Source organism: Paraburkholderia sp. SECH4, assembly GCF_030511745.1.
Lineage (GTDB): Bacteria > Pseudomonadota > Gammaproteobacteria > Burkholderiales > Burkholderiaceae > Paraburkholderia > Paraburkholderia madseniana.
In genome coordinates this window covers 185,214-205,314 of sequence record NZ_JALOCP010000009.1, presented here as the reverse complement: position 1 = coordinate 205,314, position 20,101 = coordinate 185,214, and the positions used below count along the sequence as shown (strand labels likewise).

General features: G+C 59.6%; 14 protein-coding genes. 12 read left to right on the top strand and 2 right to left on the bottom strand.

Annotated features, from left to right (window positions below):
* The first annotated feature begins 6 nt into the window (after window positions 1-6).
* From M0D67_RS15470 to ltrA, 6 genes are all read left to right on the top strand, one after another.
* Window positions 7-984 (top strand): ABC transporter ATP-binding protein, encoded by a 978-nt coding sequence (locus M0D67_RS15470; RefSeq protein WP_266239097.1) that lies wholly within the window; start codon window positions 7-9, stop codon window positions 982-984.
* Complete coding sequence (locus M0D67_RS15465; RefSeq protein ID WP_266239096.1) at window positions 981-2,024, top strand: ABC transporter ATP-binding protein; 1,044 nt, start codon at window positions 981-983, stop codon at window positions 2,022-2,024. The genes M0D67_RS15470 and M0D67_RS15465 overlap by 4 nt, the downstream gene beginning before the upstream one ends.
* The gene (locus M0D67_RS15460; RefSeq protein WP_266239095.1) at window positions 2,021-3,634 is read left to right on the top strand and encodes an ABC transporter substrate-binding protein; all 1,614 of its coding nucleotides are present in this window, start codon (window positions 2,021-2,023) and stop codon (window positions 3,632-3,634) included. Before M0D67_RS15465 ends, M0D67_RS15460 begins: the two co-directional genes overlap by 4 nt.
* Window positions 3,631-5,559, top strand: a complete 1,929-nt coding sequence (locus M0D67_RS15455) for a CocE/NonD family hydrolase (RefSeq protein ID WP_266239094.1) — start codon at window positions 3,631-3,633, stop codon at window positions 5,557-5,559. The genes M0D67_RS15460 and M0D67_RS15455 overlap by 4 nt, the downstream gene beginning before the upstream one ends.
* A gap of 208 nt (window positions 5,560-5,767) precedes the next feature.
* A complete protein-coding gene (locus M0D67_RS15450; protein WP_266239093.1) occupies window positions 5,768-6,868 on the top strand; it encodes a porin in 1,101 nt (366 codons plus the stop codon).
* Between the two features lie 359 nt (window positions 6,869-7,227).
* Complete coding sequence (ltrA, locus tag M0D67_RS15445; protein WP_367892348.1) at window positions 7,228-8,703, top strand: group II intron reverse transcriptase/maturase; 1,476 nt, start codon at window positions 7,228-7,230, stop codon at window positions 8,701-8,703.
* A 471-nt stretch (window positions 8,704-9,174) separates the two neighbouring features.
* Here ltrA and M0D67_RS15440 read toward each other — a convergent pair whose 3' ends face one another.
* Together M0D67_RS15440 and M0D67_RS15435 are read right to left on the bottom strand one after the other, a co-directional pair.
* Entirely contained in the window at window positions 9,175-9,546 is a 372-nt protein-coding gene (locus M0D67_RS15440) for a hypothetical protein (RefSeq protein ID WP_154562397.1), read from the bottom strand.
* 425 nt (window positions 9,547-9,971) lie between these two features.
* Window positions 9,972-10,127 (bottom strand): DUF3309 family protein, encoded by a 156-nt coding sequence (locus tag M0D67_RS15435; protein ID WP_154562399.1) that lies wholly within the window; start codon window positions 10,125-10,127, stop codon window positions 9,972-9,974.
* Between the two features lie 955 nt (window positions 10,128-11,082).
* Here M0D67_RS15435 and M0D67_RS15430 point away from each other — a divergent pair.
* From M0D67_RS15430 to M0D67_RS15405, 6 genes are all read left to right on the top strand, one after another.
* The gene (locus M0D67_RS15430) at window positions 11,083-12,462 is read left to right on the top strand and encodes an undecaprenyl-phosphate glucose phosphotransferase (RefSeq protein WP_266239145.1); all 1,380 of its coding nucleotides are present in this window, start codon (window positions 11,083-11,085) and stop codon (window positions 12,460-12,462) included.
* A gap of 23 nt (window positions 12,463-12,485) precedes the next feature.
* The gene (locus M0D67_RS15425) at window positions 12,486-14,861 is read left to right on the top strand and encodes a YjbH domain-containing protein (protein ID WP_266239091.1); all 2,376 of its coding nucleotides are present in this window, start codon (window positions 12,486-12,488) and stop codon (window positions 14,859-14,861) included.
* Window positions 14,862-14,880: 19 nt separating this feature from the next.
* Window positions 14,881-15,612, top strand: a complete 732-nt coding sequence (locus M0D67_RS15420) for a carboxypeptidase regulatory-like domain-containing protein (RefSeq protein WP_266239090.1) — start codon at window positions 14,881-14,883, stop codon at window positions 15,610-15,612.
* A gap of 691 nt (window positions 15,613-16,303) precedes the next feature.
* Complete coding sequence (locus M0D67_RS15415) at window positions 16,304-17,356, top strand: polysaccharide biosynthesis/export family protein (protein WP_308112579.1); 1,053 nt, start codon at window positions 16,304-16,306, stop codon at window positions 17,354-17,356.
* 34 nt (window positions 17,357-17,390) lie between these two features.
* Complete coding sequence (locus tag M0D67_RS15410) at window positions 17,391-17,855, top strand: low molecular weight protein-tyrosine-phosphatase (RefSeq protein WP_308112578.1); 465 nt, start codon at window positions 17,391-17,393, stop codon at window positions 17,853-17,855.
* A 2-nt stretch (window positions 17,856-17,857) separates the two neighbouring features.
* Window positions 17,858-20,101, top strand: coding sequence for a polysaccharide biosynthesis tyrosine autokinase (locus tag M0D67_RS15405; protein ID WP_266239143.1), 2,244 nt, complete (start codon window positions 17,858-17,860; stop codon window positions 20,099-20,101).

Genomic DNA, 20,101 nt, shown 5'->3' with positions numbered 1-20,101 from the left:
TTCCGCATGTCCACCCCTACCTTGTCCGTGCAGAATTTGCGCACGCATTTCTTCACCGGCGCGGGCGTCGCGAAAGCCGTCGACGACGCGAGCTTCGACGTGGCGCCTGGCGAGATCGTCGGCCTCGTCGGCGAATCCGGTTCCGGCAAATCGATTACGGGCTTCTCCGTGCTCGGCTTGATCGACGCGCCGGGACGCATCGTCGGCGGGCGCGTGCTGTTCAAAGGCGAAGACTTGACGACGCTCACGCCTGAAGCGCTGCGCCGGCTGCGTGGCAACCGCATCGCGATGATCTTCCAGGATCCGATGATGACGCTGAACCCGGTACTGCGTATCGACACACAGATGATCGAGGCGGTCCAGGCCCACACGCGCGTATCGAAGCACGCGGCGCGGCAACGGGCGCGCGATGCCCTCGCGTTGGTCGGCATTCCTTCACCGGACGAACGCTTGCGCGCCTATCCGCACCAGTTGTCGGGCGGCATGCGGCAGCGTGTGGCGATCGCGATCGCGCTGCTGCACGACCCGGAACTGATCATCGCCGACGAACCGACCACCGCGCTCGACGTCACGATCCAGGCGCAGATCCTCGCGGAAATGCAGAAGCTGTGTGCCCGCTCGCATACAGCGATGGTGTGGGTCAGCCACGATCTCGCGGTGGTGGCGGGGCTGGCGGACCGCATTTGCGTGATGTACGCCGGCCGGGTCGTCGAAACGGGCAGTGTCGACGAGATTCTCGAACGACCGCGCCATCCCTACACGATCGGGCTGATCGACTCCGTGCCCGAAAAGGCCCGGCGCGGCGAACCGCTCAAACAGATTCCGGGTATTGCGCCGAGCGCACTCAAGCTGCCGGTGGGCTGCGCGTTCGCACCACGCTGCGCGTACGCCACCTCGTTGTGCCGGAGTGCCGAACCTCCCGTCACCGGCGACGGCACGCATCTGTACCGTTGCTTCCACCCACGTTCCGGAGCGCCCGTATGAACGCACCCCATGTCATGGCGCCGCTGGTCGAAGTCGATCACGTGTCGCGCCGCTTCGTTCGTCGCCTGAACTACGCGGAGCGGATCGCCGGCTGGCTCGGCGCGCGCGCAGAAGAACAGATCGTGCATGCAGTGGACGATGTCAGCCTGACGGTTCATCGCGGTGAAGTGGTCGGCCTCGTCGGCGAGTCCGGCTGTGGGAAATCGACGCTCGGCCGGATGCTGGCCGGGATCGTGGCGCCGTCGAGCGGCTCGATCCGTACCATTGAGAAGACCGCCGAGCCATCGGCGCCGGGCAGTGAGCATGCCGGCATTCGCGCTGGACATCGTGCACCGCGCCACCGGCTCGCCACCCAGATGATCTTCCAGGACCCGCTGTCGTCGCTGAATCCCCGCAAACGGGTGCGCGACATCATTGGCGAGGCACCGCTCGTGCACGGAATTGTGGAGCGCAAACAACTGGATGCTTATGTCGTCGACGTGATGGAACGCGTTGGCCTGAATCCCGATTTCCGCACACGCTTTCCGCATCAGTTTTCCGGCGGCCAGCGTCAGCGCGTCGGCATCGGACGCGCGCTGGCGGTCAAGCCGGATTTTCTGATCTGCGACGAATCGATCGCGGCACTCGACGTGTCGATCCAGGCGCAGATCATCAATCTCTTCATGCAACTGCGCCGTGATCTCGGTCTCACCTATCTGTTCATCAGCCACGATCTCGGTGTTGTCGAGCACATCAGCGATCGCGTCGCCATCATGTATCTGGGCCGTATCGTCGAAACCGCGCCGACCGCCGTGCTGTTTGCCAATCCGCAGCATCCCTACACGATCGCGCTCCTTGCGCAGGTGCCGCGCCTGTCGAACCGCAAACGGCAGTTCGAATCGATTCAAGGCGAAATTCCGTCGCCGCTCGCGCCTCCTGACGGCTGTCATTTCCATCCACGCTGCCCCCACGCAACGCAGCGTTGCCGCACCGAGCGCCCTCTGTTGCGCTCAAGCGGCCCCGCTCATCAGGTCGCGTGTCATCTGGTGGAGGTGCAATGACGGCGGTGATTTCATCCATGCGCCGACGCGGCCTCAAACGCACGGCGGCAATCGCGCTCGCGTGCGGGCTGAGCTTCGCCGGCGCAGCCACCAGCGCGCAGGCGCGCTCGCTAACGATGGCGCTCGCCTCCGAGCCGCAATCACTCGATCCGCTGTTCTCGCGTACGCAGAACAATATGCAGACCGCCGAAAACATGTTCGAGCGGCTGATCGAACAGGACGACAACCTGCAGGTCCGGCCAGGCCTTGCGGTGTCGTGGCGGGCGGTCGATCCGCTGACGTGGGAATTCCATTTGCGCGCGAACGTGCGCTTCTCGGACAACTCGCCGATGAGTGCCGACGACGTCGCGTATTCGTTGCGCCGCGCGCGGTCCGTGCCGAACAGCCCCGCGCCGTATTCGGGCGCGGTCGCGAACATCGAGCGCATCGAGGTCGTCGACCCGCTCACGCTGCGCATTGTGACGAAGACGCCGTCACCTGCTTTCGTCGAACAGATCGGGCTCGTTTATATCGTGTCGCAGCATACGACGGTGGGTCACGCGAGCAACGACTTCCGTCTGCCCGCCGTCGCGGTCGGCACCGGTCCGTATCGCCTTGCGCGCTGGATTCCGGGTGACCGTCTTGAACTCGTGCGCAACGAGCATTACTGGGGCAAGCGGCCTATTTTCGACACGTGCACCATCCGCTTCGTGTCGAACGACGCCGCACGGCTGTCGGCGTTGCTCTCCGGCTCAGTTGATCTGATCGACAACGTACCGCCTATCACGATCGGCCGCCTGCGCCGCGAACCCAACGTGACGCTGTTTTCCGGTCCGTCCGCACGCCTCATCTATCTCGCGCTCGATTCGTCGCGCGACGCTTCGCCGTTTGTCGCGGCCGCCGACGGCTCGACGATCGCGCGCAATCCGCTGCGCGACGTGCGCGTGCGCGAAGCCATCTCGAAGATGATCGACCGCGATGCGATTACCCAGCATCTCCTGAACGGCGCCGGACTACCGGCTGCGCAAATCGTGCCGCCGGGCATGGGCGGCTACGACCCGCAGCTCCAACCGGACCGGTACGACCCCGTTGGCGCGCGACGCCTGCTTGTTGCCGCCGGCTATCCGGACGGTTTCCGGCTGACGATCCATTCGTCGAACGACCGCTTCGCGAGCGACGGCGATCTCGGTCAGGCGCTCGGCCAGATGCTGGCGCGCGGCGGCATCGCCGTGAACGACGTCGTCACGCAGCCCTACAACGTGTATGCAGGCGCGGCTGCACGGCGCAGCTACAGCGCATTCGTCTTCAGTTTCGGCAATACGACGAGCGATTCCGCGATTGCACTGACCAACGTGCTCGAAAGCTATTCACGCGAGGGCGGCACGGGCGCCTTCAACCGCACGCGCTATTCGAACCCGACGCTCGACCGGCTGTTGCGCGAAGCCGCGACAAGCTTCGATCCGGCGCGCCGCAACCAGTTGCTGCAAAAGGCGGCGCGCGCGGGATTCGGCGACTACGGCATCGTGCCGCTCTATTTCCCGGTGGACTACTGGGCGACACGCAAGGGCGTGATCTTCCATCCGAACAAATCTGAACGCACCTCGCTGCTCTTCATCGAGACTCAACCATGAACGATGCTTTTTCCCGTAGCGGAGCGCTTGCCGCTGATTCGACGTCCAACCCGCTTTCTGACGCGATGGTGCCAATGCGTGATGGCGTGCGCCTCGCCACCGACGTGTATTTCCCCGCTGGTTACCGCGCCGGCATCGATGCGCCGCTGCCCGCGATACTCGAACGCACACCGTATGGAAAATCCGATATCTCGCGTTCGGAAATCCATCACGGCCAGCCGCCCGCGAATCGCGCCGACGTGGCACGTCATTTCGCCGCGCGCGGCTATGCTGTCGTGCTGCAGGACTGCCGCGGGCGCTACAACTCCGAGGGCACGTTCACAAAATATGTCGCCGAAGGGCCGGACGGCTTCGACACGATCGAATGGATCACGCAACAGCCGTGGTCGAACGGCAAGGTCGGCACCATGGGACTGTCGTACGCGGCCCACACGCAGCTCGCGGCAGCCTGCCTGAATCCGGCGGGGCTCGCGTGCATGGTGCTCGACTCGGGCGGCTTCGCCAACGGGTATCGCTGCGGCATCCGCCAGGGTGGCGCCTTCGAACTGAAGCAGGCAACGTGGGCGTTCAATCGCGCGAAAAACAGTGCCGCAGCCGCTGAGAATCCGCTAGTCGCGGCGGCGCTGGACGCAAGCGATCTGCGCCAATGGTTTGCACGGATGCCGTGGCGGCCCGGTCACTCGCCGCTCGCGACAGTGCCGGAATACGAGCGCTATCTGTTCGAGCAATGGACGCGTGACGTATTCGACGACTACTGGAAACAGCCTGGCATCTATGCCGAGGGCTACTACGACACCATGACGCGTGTGCCCACGGTGCTGATGTCGAGCTGGTACGACGCGTATGTGCGCAGCACGCTGGATAACTTCGCCGCGCTCTCCGGCACCTCGGGTGCTCCTGTCTATCTGATCATGGGCCCATGGCTGCATGGTGACCGCAATCTGTCATACAGCGGCGACGTTGAATTCGGACCGGAGGCGGTGATCGAAGGCCAGATTGCAAAAGACTGGCTGGCGTTCCGCACCGACTGGTTCGACCGCTGGCTGAAACCGCACGAGGCGTCGCGTGAATCCGCCGATGCCGTCGCGCGCATCTTCGTGATGGGTGGCGGTAGCGGGGCGCGCAATTCACAGGGCCGCATGGAGCACGGCGGACGCTGGGTTAGTTCATCGCAATGGCCGCTGCCCGGCACGCGCTTCACGCCGTTTTACCTGAGCGCGAACGGCTCGCTCTTAGCCTCGGACGACGCATTGCATAGCGAGCCCGCTGCAACCGCGTATGCGTTCGATCCGTCGAATCCGGTGCCGACGATCGGCGGCGCGCTGACCTCGGGCGCGCCGGTTTTCGAGGGCGGCGCGTTCGACCAGCGCGAAGACGCGCGCTTCTTCGGCACGCGGTACGCGGGCATGCCGCTCTCGGCACGCTCCGACGTTCTCGTGTTCCAGACGGAGGCGCTCGAAGAAGAGGTCGCCGTGGTCGGACCGATTGTCGTGAAGCTCTGGATTTCGTCCGACGCGCCCGATACCGATTTCACCGCGAAGCTGATCGACGTCTATCCGCCCAATGCAGATTACCCGCATGGCTACGCGATGAATCTGACCGACGGCATTTTTCGTTGTCGCTTTCACGAATCGTGGACCGAGCCGCGCATGCTCGAAAAGGGCCGGGTCTACGCGATCGAAATCGAACCGTTCGCCACGGCGAATCTGTTCAGACGCGGCCATCGCATCCGTCTCGATGTTTCAAGCAGCAATTTTCCACACTTCGACGTCAACCCGAATAGCGGCGAGGCGCCCGCGCTGGCGCGCACGCCACGCGTCGCCGTGAACCATGTGCATTTCGGCGCCGGTCAGGCGTCGCATGTCGTGCTGCCGCTTGTCCCGGCGGCGTCGCTCGAAGCAATGCCGCCGAACTCCGGCGGATAGCCGCAACGCTAGCTAGAAGAAGCTAGCGGCACCTCCGCATCACTCCGTTGCCGGTCATTGAGGCGTCGCGTTCAGCGCGACGTCCGAGGCCCCTTTTTGCCCGAATTTTTTGCGAACGCCCCGAAGCGACCCGAAACAGCACGACTGCTTTCCGTTCGTTGCACGCCGATTTTCAACAGCAAGTCCCACTCCAAGAGGAAAAAGCACCATGCGCAAACAGACACTTCCGGCGACGCTGCTCGTCATGGGCGGAATCGGCCTATCGGCCGGCGTGGCACACGCACAGTCGAGCGTCACGCTGTACGGCATCGTCGACGGTGGTTTCGCCTACACCAGCAATCAGGGCGGCAAGTCGAATTATCAGGCGACGTCCGGCAACGAACAGGGCTCGCGCTGGGGTCTGCTCGGCAGCGAAGACCTCGGCGGCGGTAATCATGCAGTATTCCGGCTCGAGAACGGCTTCAATGTGATGAATGGCACGGCCAGCGCGAATGGACGCATCTTTGGACGACAGGCATGGGTCGGTTTGTCGAGCGATCGCTATGGCACGTTGACGTTCGGCCGTCAGTACAACGCGTCGCAGGATTCGCTGGAGCCGCTGCAACTCGCCGCCGATACCGTGCAGTACGGCACGCATCCGTTCGATGTCGACGATATCAACAACACGTTTCGCACCGACAACTCGATCAAATACGTGACGCCGACCTTCTACGGCCTGCAGATCAACACGATGTATGCGCTGTCGGGCAATGCAGGCAATTTCGCTACGAACCGTTCATACAGCGTTGGCGCGACCTACGCGAATGGTCCGTGGCATCTGGGTGCGGCCTACGTGATGCTGGATCGTCCGGCCACCGACACAACCGGCGCGATTCCATCCGATAACTACTTCACGTTTCTCAAGGGCATCAGCAAGCAGCGCATTTACGGCGCGGGCGGACTGTACGACATCGGCAATGCAAGTGTCGGGTTGATGTACACGAACACGCGCTTCGAGCTGACGCCCGCGAGCCAGTACCAGACCTACCAGAACGCTGAAGCGAGCCTGCGCTACCGCATCACACCCACCTTGCATGCGGCGGTCGGCGAAACCTATACGAATGTATCGACGAACGGAAAGGTGGACTCGTGGCACTACTGGCAGACGACGGCAGGGCTTCAATACTTCCTGTCCAAATCGACTGACGTCTACATCGATTTGCTGTATCAGCGCGCCACGAACGCAGTTGCGCAGATCGAGGGGGCATCCGGCCCGTCGAGTAGCCACACGCAATTTATTGCCGTCACGGGCATCCGTCACAAGTTCTGAGTGCGCCGGGAGACCGGCAAGGAGTAAGTGGTGCAAGTCCACTGCGATGAAGGAATAGCGAGCCACATCGGCCCCGAGCCGTGCGCAGGCCGCCGCGAGGCGGTCGGCGAAGCGTCGGTAGGGGAGCGTGCGGGCCAGCCATTGAGCCGCGATAGTTGTGTTATTCCGGGTGCCGACGCGGTTCAGAACGCGGAAGGCAACATGAAGGGGCGCGCAAGCGCGAGCGCCCCGACGACCCGGCGTGGTCAGAGACCCTGGCACGCACGGACGCTCCTTGTGCGGGAACCGGGAGATCTCTCGTCTGGCCAGTCGCAGCACGGGCTGGTCCGCGTCGGGAAGGCGAGGAGCCGTAGCCGATGATGAACGGACGGGAGAAGTCAGACTCCGCCGTATTAGCGAGGAAGCCTGCGAACAACGCCGGGAGACCGGATGCGGAGCAGGCGGAGCGAAGGGCGGGGACCAAGGGGAACACGGGTCAGTCCAGCACGCGCCGGGCGCAGAACCGGGCAAGCGTGTCACAGGGGCTGGAACGTGTACGGCAAGCTGCAAGGCAGAGGAAGAAGGAGCGGTTCACCGCGCTTCTGCACCATGTCACTGTCGACCGGCTCCGGGAGTCGTTCTTTGCGCTCAAACGCAATGCGTCGCCGGGAGTGGATGGCATGGCATGGCGGTACTACGAGGCAGGACTGGACGAGCATCTCCAGCGTTTGCACGCGCAGGTACACAGCGGAGCGTATCGGGCATTGCCCGTTCGACGGCAGTACATACCCAAGCCGGACGGTAAGCAGCGCCCGTTGGGGATTGCCGCGCTGGAGGACAAGATCGTCCAGCGTGCGGTGGTTGACGTGCTAAATGCGATCTACGAGGGGGATTTCCTCGGTTTCTCGTACGGGTTCCGGCCCGGGCGCAGTCAGCACGATGCGCTGGACGCATTGGCAACAGCGATCACCAGTACCCCGGTGAACTGGATTCTGGACGCCGATCTCAGGAGCTTCTTCGACTCGGTCAGCCAGGAATGGCTAGTCCGTTTCATTGAACACCGGATCGGCGATCAACGCATCATTCGTCTTGTGCACAAATGGCTCAAGGCGGGCGTGCTGGAAGATGGAGTGTTGAGCGTGAGTGAGCTAGGTACGCCGCAGGGATCAGTGGCTTCACCGCTGTTCGCGAACGTGTATCTGCACTACGTTTTTGACCTCTGGGCCAATCGGTGGCGACGGCGGGAAGCCAAAGGCAACGTCATCATTCTGCGATACGCAGATGATGTCGTGGTCGGCTTTGAGCATGAAGCCGACGCGCGGCGTTTCTGGGATGCGATGCGTTCGCGGTTGGAGGAGTTCGCGCTTGCGCTTCACCCGGATAAGACGAGGCTGCTGGAGTTTGGTCGCTATGCGGCGGCCAACCGCCGGCGTCGCGGCCTTGGCCGGCCGGAGACCTTTACCTTTCTGGGCTTCATCTTTATCTGCGGCAAATCGCGCCGTGGCGCCTTCCAGCTTCAGCGGAAGACCCGGGGCGATCGCATGCGGGCGAAGCTCAGGCAGATCAAGGAGGAGCTTCGGCGACGCATGCACGAACCGATTCCTGTGCAAGGGAAATGGCTTGGGCAGGTGGTGCGCGGCTACTTCGCGTACCACGCAGTACCCACGAACTCGCGCGCACTTGGCGCGTTCCGCTATCACATCGTTGATCTCTGGCGGCGCGCGCTCCGGCGCCGCAGCCAGAAGGACCATATGACGTGGACGCGGGTCGAGAGGATCGCGGATGCCTGGCTTCCTCAACCTCGCATTCTTCATCCATGGCCGGACCGGCGCTTTGCCGTCAAGCACCCAAGGTAGGAGCCCGGTGCCCGAATTGGGCACGCCGGGATCTGTGCGGGGGGTGTTCAGTAATGGACATTCCTACCGCGATTCATTCTCGGAATTGTGTTCAGATAAATGCCATTTTAGCGGAAGAACGTCCTGCAGTCGGCGGGTGGGCGTATCGCTTTAGGAAGCATATCCAGCCTGCGTCCGGGTATATTTTCAGGGTGCATTCATGCCCGGGACAACCGTCCGGGCCGCCGGCCTCGGGCCCGCGGTCTTGCGCGGCCACAAGCTGCCATCCGGTGTCTCGCTGCCTTCACAGGAAAAGCAGCACGCGGGCGGATTCCGGTGTTACCCGCGCCGGAAGACGCGCTCGCCGGGCATGGTGCATTTTCTTAACTGAATTCTTGCCGACACCAACCGTCCGTACGCGTTCCTTGAACGATCTTCGAGTGCCGCGGCGGCGACGCGCAACGCCGGCAAATCAACAACTTCTCCCGCTCTTCAGCTTGTCTTGGTCGGCGCTCTGGTCGCACTTTGTACGGCGACATTGCGATACACGTCGCGACAGAACTGCATGCCGCCTTCGTGTGCGCCATTGACGGCGGCCGCTATATGCACAGCGCTCACAACAGGTTCAGGCGCCGTCGGATTGACGAGGGTGGCGTCGACGGCAAGTGGATCGGCAGGCGAGGCCCGCATGATACCGATGCCCTTGATCGTTACGGCGAGGCAGGGGTCCGGCACGAGCGGACCATGAGTGGCAGCGACGTTGAAATTGATGTTCAGCGTCCAGAAGCCCTCATGAATGTTCTGATGAATGATCACTGCCTTCACCACGTCCTGGTGTGACAGCGTGTATTCGTTGTTTGCCATCGGTCCCTCCTTGCTCGTACGCAGCGTGTGCGTGCGTATGCAGATATGGCATTTTGCGCGGGCTAACAGGCCTAGTTTTACGCACCGTTTTATACAGCGCAAGTGAAAAGGCAGGTATGTCGACGCGTGATTTTTGCGCTGACGGGAGGAGGGTGACACGCAGGGTGCGAACGTCTCGGGAGGCGCGCGGCCGCCGGGACAGGCAGGGCCGCGCGGATTGATCTTCAGGTGAACTGCTTATGTTGCAAAGGATTAGTGGAAAATGAGGTACAGGATGACCAGTACGATCAACGGAACGCCGAGAAGCCAGCCAAGTAGGTACGGCATGATGTGATCTCCTTTCGTATCAACGGTTGAATACGATGGTGACTCAGCATCCGGCGTGCCCGTTCAGTTTTACTGCTGACCTGACTACTTCAATTCGGCTATATCACGCCGGCGACGAGCAACACGATCACAATGATCAACACGATGCCAATACCACCGGTCGGTGCGTAACCCCATGAACGGCTATGCGGCCACGTCGGAAACGCACCGATGAGGATAAGGATCAGCACAATCAGAAGAATGGTTCCCAACATATTAATAACCTCCGCTTAGGTTCACAGGATCCGCCTGTCGCGACAGCCATGGAGCACGCGGTTTAGGCGAGCTTGCGAAAAGGCAGTATCGATGCCTTGGGGTGAGCAAACCATGTGCCCAAAGTAGAAATCTTGACGCGAATTGTTTAAAACGACCGGTGACTGCTCGCGACCGTATCGACGCGTGGTGCTCTGATGAATCGACCGTCGAGACGATTCGACTTACATCTGGAGCGCTGCTCGCGCTGCACAAGAACCCCTCTCTGCTCTCCTTTCCTCAGACATTTACCGCGCTTCGCAACTTCCCACTGACGTCCCCCAATCGATCGAGACCGTTACGGGCGGTGTTACGTAACGGGCGCGTTACCGCACACGATTCCGCGTCTTTTTTCACTTGTTTTCCGAACGACGGGCTCGGACGAAAACTTATATCTAACAAGCGCTTGCCCAATGTGCCCGGACCAATTGTGAAAGAAATTTAAAGATTGGCATGCTTGCTGCTTTATAGGGTGTGCGGCGCACAAGACTGACAAGACAAGCAGTACGTGTTGGTGAAGTTCGAATCAACGACTGGCCTGGTCGGGGGTTATCAGGTCGGTTTCCTCAACGCACAAGCGATGTGACCTTTTTTTGTTTGGATTCATCGTGGCGGCGTTTTGCCTGAGTACCCAGGTTGGACGGGTGCGAATGGCTGGTAGTCAATCCCCCATCGTTGTTCAGGAACGTCCAGTCGCTTGGTTTCGCGCTGGATGAGTGACATCCAGGTTGTTTTGCATTGCGCGCTTCTTCGCGTGCCGGGGTGGTGTTGTTGCGAAGAGCGTGGTGGTGGAAGTACGAGCGACATGAGCTGTTGAAGCGAACACAAGTTGAGCAGCTCGACAAGAACGTTTGGCGCGAGAGACCAGCGTGGGGGATAAAAATGGATACGGCGAATTTTGCGCAGCAAAGAAGAACGATACCGGGGTTGCAAAGCCTGATCGCGCGCTTGCTCGACGTGATGCTCGTCGTCGCCGGGGCGGTGGCCGCTTCGCAAGTGCGATTTGAAGATCTCATGCAAAGCCGTATCGATACCGCCTTCGTTGCGTTTGCTGCGGCGTTTACGTTGGTTCTGTTCCCCGCATTCGGCGTGTACGGCTCATGGCGTGGACGGGCAATGCTGCGCATGGCCGGTCAGGTATCGCTAGCGTGGTTCGTGGTTCAAGGCTGTGGTCTCGCACTGATGTTCTCGCTGCATCGTACGGATTTCATCTCGCGCCTCTGGTTTGCCTATTGGATGGCAATGACGGGCGGTGCGCTGATTGGGTCGCGTCTGGCTGTGCGCGCCGTGCTCGCACGCGTCCGGCACGCAGGGATGAATCTCCGCCGGGTTGCGGTGGTGGGATGTGGGTCGCATTGCCACCAGGTCGTGCGCAATATCGAGGGCTCGACGACTAGTGGATTTCGTGCAGTGGCGGCCTTTGATGTGCGGCCGGTGATGGGAACGATAGGTTCAGGTGTGCCGGTGTACGACGACATCACCAAGTTCGCCGCCTACGTGAGATCTAACGATGTGCAGGAGTTGTGGCTTGCGTTACCGCTTTCCGAGGAACGCACGCTGTCGCGCTTTGTGGCTGAGTTTCGCGACGACCTCGTGAACGTGCGCTTTGTACCTGATATGCGCAGCGTTGCGCTGTTCGATAGCGGCATGATCGATCTGATCGGTATGCCCGCGATCAACCTGGTTGCGTCGCCGGTGCCGGCTCGCGCCTTGGTGAAGAAAGAGATTTTCGATCGCGCGTTCGCCGCTTGCGCGCTGGTTGCGCTTGCCCCGGTGCTGATCGCGATTGCGATTGCCGTCAAGCTGTCTTCGCGTGGACCCGTGTTCTTCACGCAGAAGCGCAAGGGTGCGGATGGACGCATCTTCAAGATCTATAAGTTTCGCTCGATGCGTCCTCACGCCGTAGAAACGGGCGTGGTGAAACAGGCCACGCGAGGGGACCCGCGTATTACACGAGTGGGTGCGTTTCTCAGACGTACTAGCCTGGATGAGTTGCCGCAGTTCTTCAATGTACTGCGCGGCGATATGTCGGTAGTGGGGCCGCGGCCTCATGCGATTGAGCACGACGAGCTTTATCAGAAAGTGGTGAACGGCTACATCCATCGGTACCGGATAAAGCCGGGGATCACAGGATGGGCACAGATCAACGGATTCAGAGGGGAGACAAACCAGATCGAGAAGATGCAAGGACGCGTCGAACACGATCTGTACTACCTGCGCAATTGGTCGTTCGGGCTCGACATGCGGATTGTCGCGGCGACGATAGCGAAGGGTCTGGTTCATAGCAACGCGTACTGACACCTGCACACAATAAAAAACACATGGCCATGAAATTACGGGTACGGCAATTCGCCTCGGCGCCAACGGCCACTGCATTCGCTTCTGCTCTGGCGTTTTCAGTTTCAGTGCAAGCGACGGAGCCAGCGTTGAACGCGCTAGGTCAAGCCGGCGGCTTGGTTGTTCCGTATGCATTTGCTTTGCCGGAGGGGACTGGAGAGGCACAGTACAACAACTATATCGACCCACGATACGGAAAGCAGGCGACCGGTTCTGAAGTTTATTGGGGCGCTGTCGGACTGCTGCCTTACGTTGAAGTTTCGGGAGGGCTGGCCAATTATCCGACGGTGAAGGCAGTCCAATTTTCCGGCGAGGAACATTTCCTGTTCCGCCATTTGATGGCCAATGTCAAGGTCGAAGTACCGAAGTTCTTCAAGTACCAGCCGAGCATCGCATTCGGTGTAACTGATATTGGTGGCCAGACGCATTTCTTCCGTTCGAAGTACGGCGTGGTGTCGCAGGCATTTGGACCGGTGACGTTGACCGCTGGCTATGGCCAGGGCGATCGCCTCGATGGTCTGTTCGGCGGCGTGCAGGTCTCGCTGTGGAACACCGGCTTGTCGCTGCTCGCGGAAGACGATTCGAAGACACCTTACGCCGGCGTGCGCTATCAGTCTCCGCGGATTAGCTGGCTCGCCGATGCGAACGTGATCGGCACGTTCATGCGTTCGATCCGCTCGACGGATGGTGTGTCGCCGCGGACGTCGTTCTCGGTGGGCATTCAGATTCCGCTGGGCAAACGCTTTAGCAGTGCGCGGTGTGCAGACGGTTTGTGCGAGGGCCCGCAGGTGCCGGTCGCCCAGACTGCGGACGCCGACGATGACGGTCCGATCCGTCTCGCCAGCCTGCAACCAGTGGACATGCGTGCAGCCACAGCCAACAACAATGCGCTGGCTGCGGCACCGATTACGTATGTGCCACCGCTGCAGTCGTATGCGTCTGTGATGCTGAGTGATGTGACGGCCAAATCGTCGGATGAGCAGTCTCCCGCCATTCCGGAAGCGCTGGACACCTCCGCGCTCGACGAAATCGCCGCGCAACTCTTTGCCGCCGGCCTCGAGCGTGTGCGTGTCGGGATGAGCGGTCGCGATCTGGTGGTCGAGTACGAGAACCATCGCTACAACCAGAACGAAGCGGACGCGCTCGGCATTGTGCTTGGTGTGGCAAGCGTGAATGCGCCGCACGGGACGGACAAGATTCATGTGGTGATCAAGAAGGCCAATGAGCCGTTAGGCGAGGTCATTGTCGATCGCGATGCGTTTGCGCAGTTCGTTGCGGGCGGTGCGCCAACGGCCGCAAGCGCATCAATGACGATGCGCGCGCGTCCGACTTACGACGCGGATTCGATCGCATGGCATGGCAACGAGCACACGCATGGGCTGACGCGCATTCAGATCGAACCGATCGTCAGTTACCTGTACGGCACCGAGTACGGCAACTTCGACATTTCGCTCGGCGCCAACATTGAAGGGTTCGTGCCGTTGTGGCGCGGCGCGGAGCTGTACGCGAGTTACATCGCACCGATCTACAACACGAAGAACATGGATGAGGGCCGCGTGTTCAGCAATTACCGTCTGCGCGGTGGACTGAATGCGGTCGCGCTGGCACAAAGCTTCTGGATCATTCCGCAAGTGTTCAACGTGGCATCGGTCGGCAAGTTCGACTACTCGTATGTGGGCGTGCAAAACGAAACAACGGTGTTCGTGCCGGGCCGCCCCGACCTGATCCGCTTGCGGCTTGCCTATTTGCACCATGAGCCGGGTCATGACGCGTTGCCGAGTGAGAAGAATGCCGAGCTGACTTACCGCTGGGTGCAGCCGTCCTGGAAGCTGTGGATCGAAGCGGGCGTGGCGCGTTTTGTGGGTGGAGACAAGGGGCCGGTTGCGACACTGACGCGCTGGTTCGACGACGTTTCGGTGAGCGTGCACGGCGAACATAGCGGGCAGGGCACGTTCGTGGGCGCCGCAATCAGCTTCCCGCTGACGTTGCGTCAGGGGATGAAGCCGGGGATCAGTCAGGTTTATGGCTCGGAACAGTTCCAGCTCGACTTCCGCACGCGAGTCGGGTCGACGAATTATCTGTCGGCCAATGCGGCCGAGAACATGACCTTCCCGTATAGCACGCAGCAGTTCCTGCTGAATCAGGGCCGCTTTAGCGGCGAGTACTTCTCGACCCAGCTTTACCGGATGCGTGATGCGTACCTGCGTTATGGGCGCCCCGGTAGTGGCGAAACGAAGCCGAAGCCGCAAGCGGGTGTACCGGCTGTATCGACGGGCGCTGCGCTTTCACATGGCGTCTGCGGAAACGGTTTGCAGGGTGTAAGCGACGGACGGGCATTGGTGCCGGTCAATTGTGAATGACTTTCTTTGGAGATAGGCGATGAAGCTTCTAAACGGCGCCACGCTGCGCACGCTGCAGTTCGGATCGATAGTGCTTGCGACCAGTGTGCTGGTCGCATGCGGTGGCAGCGGCGACTCGCCGGGCGCGACGGTGAGTGGTACGGCCGCGGTGGGTGTAGCAATGGCAAACGCAAGCATTGTCCTGACTTGCAAGAACGGCACGGGTAGTGCGACGGCTAACGCAAGCGGCGCGTATTCTGCAACCTTTAAGTTTGACGGACCGTGTGCGATTACGGCGACCGGCGGCGCGATCACGATTCATTCGTTTGCGGCCGGCGCGGGTACGTACAACGTGACGCCGTTGACAGAGTTGCTGCTGGACTACCTCGCGGGGCAGTTGGGCACGACGGTTAGTGGGTTGCTCGCGGGGATTACTTCTAATCCGTCGTATCAGAGCGCCCTGTCGAATAGCACGGTGATTGCGAATGCTCAGGCGGCAGTTGTGACGCTGATCAAGAACACCTATGGGATCACGCTTTCTTCCTCATCGTTCTTGACGGTTTCGTTTACGCCGGGCGCTCCAGGCGCGGATGCAGATCTCGATACGTTGTTGGCGGCTGGGGCGATTACCAGTAATGGTCAACCGGCGGCGTCGCTCTCGAGCGCCGCAACGGCAGCGGGTGCAGCAGCACCGATTTCCAGCGGAAGCGGTAGCAACGGATCAACTGGGGGCACGGGCGGCACTGGCGGTACGGGCACTACGACCAAATGAGCGCAGCGCGTCAGTGGTTGAGATGCAAGGCATTCGATCGTATCCACACGTTACGGTAAGACGTTACGTAACGCCGGTCGGGGTCCTCCTTCCTGTCAAATCAAATTGGACACGGTATAGGAAGGGGACCCGCTTATAGCAGCACTTACCCACGTAAACGTTCTCGGAAGCGATGGGGAAAGCGGATGAATTTTTTGGCACGGTTAATGCTCAATAAAGTCAGTCATCGTGAAGTGTCGCAGGGGCGGCGAAATGCGGCCTCAGCGCAATGTGACGATGAACTGTACGCGAAGCTTCAGCACCGTAACGGCGCCGGCAGGTCGTCTTCCGCGAGAGATGACTCAACAGGTTATATCGTGATCGGTAGTTGTTGTGGGCACAACAGAATTGATAGACGGCGCTTTCCGAGTGAGCCGACTAGTTCGGAAACGGCAGTTCATTGAGGTGACGGCTGGTTGACCTGTGGGACCCGTTTGTCCCGATCGCAGCCATGGAGCACAGTTTAAGCCTCATTCGAAAAATAAATTGTCCCGCGAGTGCGGGATACACGGGGAAACATCGTATGTCCATGCGTTCCATATGCTTTACGCAAAGCCAAAGAGGATTCCAACGACTATTCGTGCGTCTCGGCCTGATAGTACTGCCGGCCTTCGCTATGTTGTCCGCGTGTAGTGTTGCCCCGGGGATGAAGATGTCCACCCCGGCCGTGGTCGCACTCAAAGACGGCAGTGACGCTCAAACACCCACTACCGATCTCAAGATTCCGATCACTGACATCGATCTTTCGACGATCCTGGCGGCGCGCGAAGCAGAAGAGAACCCGGCGTTCTTGCGGTTGGAAAACTCGAGTGGCGCGGCCGATCTCTATACAGTCGGCCGTGGGGACGTGCTTCAAATCACTGTATGGGACCACCCCGAGCTAGCTCTTGCGCAGGGCGCGCAGCCGCCAGCTACGACGCAAAAGGCGGCGGATCCCGGGGCCGGCTTCGTAGTGGATCAGTCGGGCAATCTGCAATTTCCGTTTGCGGGTCGTCTGCACGTTGAGGGGTTACCGCCGCAGGAGATTCAGTCAAAGCTGACTGCGGAATTGGCTAAGACCTTCAACGATCCGCAGGTGACGGTGCGTGTGTCGTCGTACCGCTCGAAACAGGTGTACATAGACGGCGAGGTCCGGGCGCCCGGTGTTCAGGTTCTGAATGACGTACCAATGAACTTGTACGAAGCGATTAACCGCGCAGGCGGATTTAGCCCTACCGCAGACCAGAGCCGATTGATGCTCATTCGAAACGGCGAGTCCTTCCGTATTAACTTGCCGAGGATCCTTCAGGAAGGATACAACCCGGCCAAGCTCGTCCTTCGTCAAGGAGACCTCCTGCGAGTTCTCTCGCGCGAGGATAGCGGCGTTTTCGTAATGGGTGAGGTTAATAAGCCTACTGTTGCTGTGCCCTTGCGCGACGGAAAACTAACATTAAGCGACGCCCTGGCGCAAGCGGGTAGTTTGAACACATCGAGTTCCGACCCGTCGCAGGTGTACGTCATCCGGGGATCCGCCGACAAAAACTTTAAGGTGTTTCATCTTGACGCAAAATCGCCGGTTTCCATGCTTCTCGCTAATCAATTCAATCTGCAAATCAATGACGTTGTCTACGTCGATGGCAATGGATTGGTGAGATTTAGCCGTGTTCTGAGCTTGCTCATTCCGGCCATCAATGCGGGGCTGACGGCTGCGATCGCGACTAAATAGTCGCGCCAATGGGACGTTTACGAAACCTAACGAAATGCCTCAGGCAAAAATGAGCACATCAGTACTTGTCCTTTGCGATGGAAACCTATGCCGTAGCCCCATGGCCGCTGGAATCCTTTTACATCATCTGCCTGGGTTGAGTGTCAGGTCAGCAGGCATTGGCGCGGTAGTGGGCCACCGCGCCGACCCTTTTGCGCGAGAGCTTCTAATGGAACGAGGCATAGACATTGATGGACATATTGCTCGTCAGGTAACCCTAAGCATGGTCACGGATGCAACGGTGATATTTGTAATGACCGAAGTCCAGAAGCGATTCTTTGAGTCTCGTTACCCCTTCTCTACTGGACGGGTTTTTCGGCTTGGACATCATCGCGGGATTGACGTGATCGACCCGCATCGTAAAGACCGTTCAGTTTTCGAACACGTCTTGTCTACGATCGACACTGCGCTCGACGACTGGTATGTGGCGCTGCGCGAAATGAACGCAACGGTAATGTGAAAATGACAAATTTAAAAGACATTCGGCTCATCGAGGAAAAAACAGACGATGATCTGAGCATCGGCGAGTATATCGCTGTGCTTCAGAACAACAGGAAACTGATATTAATTGTCACACTTGTTGTAACGGTCCTGAGCGTGGCGTACGCGATCATTGCGAAGCCTGTTTACCGTGCAAACATGGTTGTTCAGGTTGAGGACTCGAATACCTCCGCGGCGCTATTAGGAGACTTGGCGCCTCTGCTTGGTGCCAAGTCTGAAACGACGGCGGAAATTGAGATCCTCAAGTCGCGGCTGGTACTTGGGCAGACTGTCTCAAAGCTGAAGTTGTACATCGATGCAAAGCCGAAATACTTTCCAGTCATCGGTCGCTGGCTTGCACGCCGCGCTGAAGATCACGATCTGGCAAATTTGCCGGTGGGTTCTCTAGGCAAACCCTTCCTTGATCTTGAAAGCTTCGCGTGGGGTGGCGAGAAAATAAAGGTCGAACGCTTCGACGTTCCGAAAACCTATGTGGAAAGCAAATTCACGTTGGTTTCAGACGGGGGAGACAAATATCATCTGCTGGACAACGATAACGACGTTGTGCTCAATGGCGTGGTTGGCCATGAGGCTCATGGCCGAGTGGATGATGGTCCCGTTACGTTTCTAGTGAGCGCACTCAATGCCCGCCAGAACACGAAATTTAACCTCCTGCGCTATTCGGAATCGGAACGCATTGAAGATCTCCAGGACAAGCTGGTTGTCGCAGAGCAGGGTAAGCAGTCTGGCATTCTTGAGACCACCCTGGACGGGACCGATGCTGAAGAGACCACCGACACGTTAAACGCGATTGCCGACGAGTACGTGTATCAAAACGTTCAACTGAATACCGCTGAGACTGAGAAAACACTGGTCTTTCTGGACCAGCAACTTCCTGCGCTGAAGAAGGAGTTGGAGTCGTCAGAGGAGCGATATAACAATTTTAGAAACCGCAGCGGGACGGTTAGTTTGAGCGAAGAGGCTAAGCTAGTTCTGCAACAATCGGTGGATGCCAATGCTACGCTGCTTGAGTTGAAGCAGAAACGCATGGAACTCCTGCAGCGATTCAATCCCGCCAGTCATAACGTCGCGACTATCGACAGCCAGATTAGCGCAGCGCAAGATCAAGTCGGAGTGCTCTCGCACCGCATCACGGCACTGCCAGATCTTGAACAATCCGCCTTGCGACTCATGCGGGATGTTACTGTCAATACCGACTTGTACACCGGCTTACTGAATAGCGCGCAGCAACTCAAGGTTCTTAAGGCAGGAAAAGTCGGCAACGTTCGGATCGTGGACCGCGCCGTCCAACCGGAGAAACCTGTCAAGCCGAAGAGGCCTTTGGTTGTCGTGCTTGGCGTCGTCCTGGGTCTGATTCTTGGTACCGTTGCGGCCTTTATCAACCGGGCGATTGTCCGCGGTGTAGAGGACGGCGACGTCATTGAGCGTGCAACGGGCGTGAGCATCTTCGCAGCAATTCCGCAAAGCGAACAGCAGTCAGCGTTGGAAGACGCAATGCGAAGAGGCGAAGAGGGGATATTTGCTCTTGCCAATGTTCGGCCGGACGATCCAACAATAGAGAGCGTCCGCAGCCTTCGGACATCGTTGCAATTCGCCATGCTCAATAGCACGAACAATATTGTGGTTGTCACCGGCCCAAGCCCGGGCGTGGGAAAGTCATTCATTGGCTCTAACCTGGCGGCAGTATTGGCTACAACAGGAAAGCGCGTTCTGTTGATCGACGCGGACATGCGGCGAGGTCACTTGCACCAATTCTTCGGCACGCCCCGGGAGAATGGATTGTCGGAGTTGATCCTGGGTACCCATACGGTGGAACAGGCGACCCGGCGGCAGGTACTGGAAAACCTCGACTTGATAACAACGGGAACTGTTCCGCCGAATCCAGCCGAATTGCTTCTTGCTGACCGTTTTGCCAAGCTGCTTCATCAACTGGCTGCTTCGTATGACATTGTCCTCGTCGACACGCCACCCGTGCTTGCGGTGACGGACGCGGCGATTGTGGCGAAACTGGCGGGCACGACGCTCATGGCGCTACGTCACGGACAGCACCCGTTGCCTGAAATTGCCGAAGCGGTAAGACGGCTGCGGCAAGGGGGCGCTGTGCTGAAGGGGGCCATTTTCAACGGCATTCCGCGCAGGGTTATTGGCTACGGCAGATATTACGGCGGTTACTACACGTACCAATACGGCCGCATCAAAAAATAG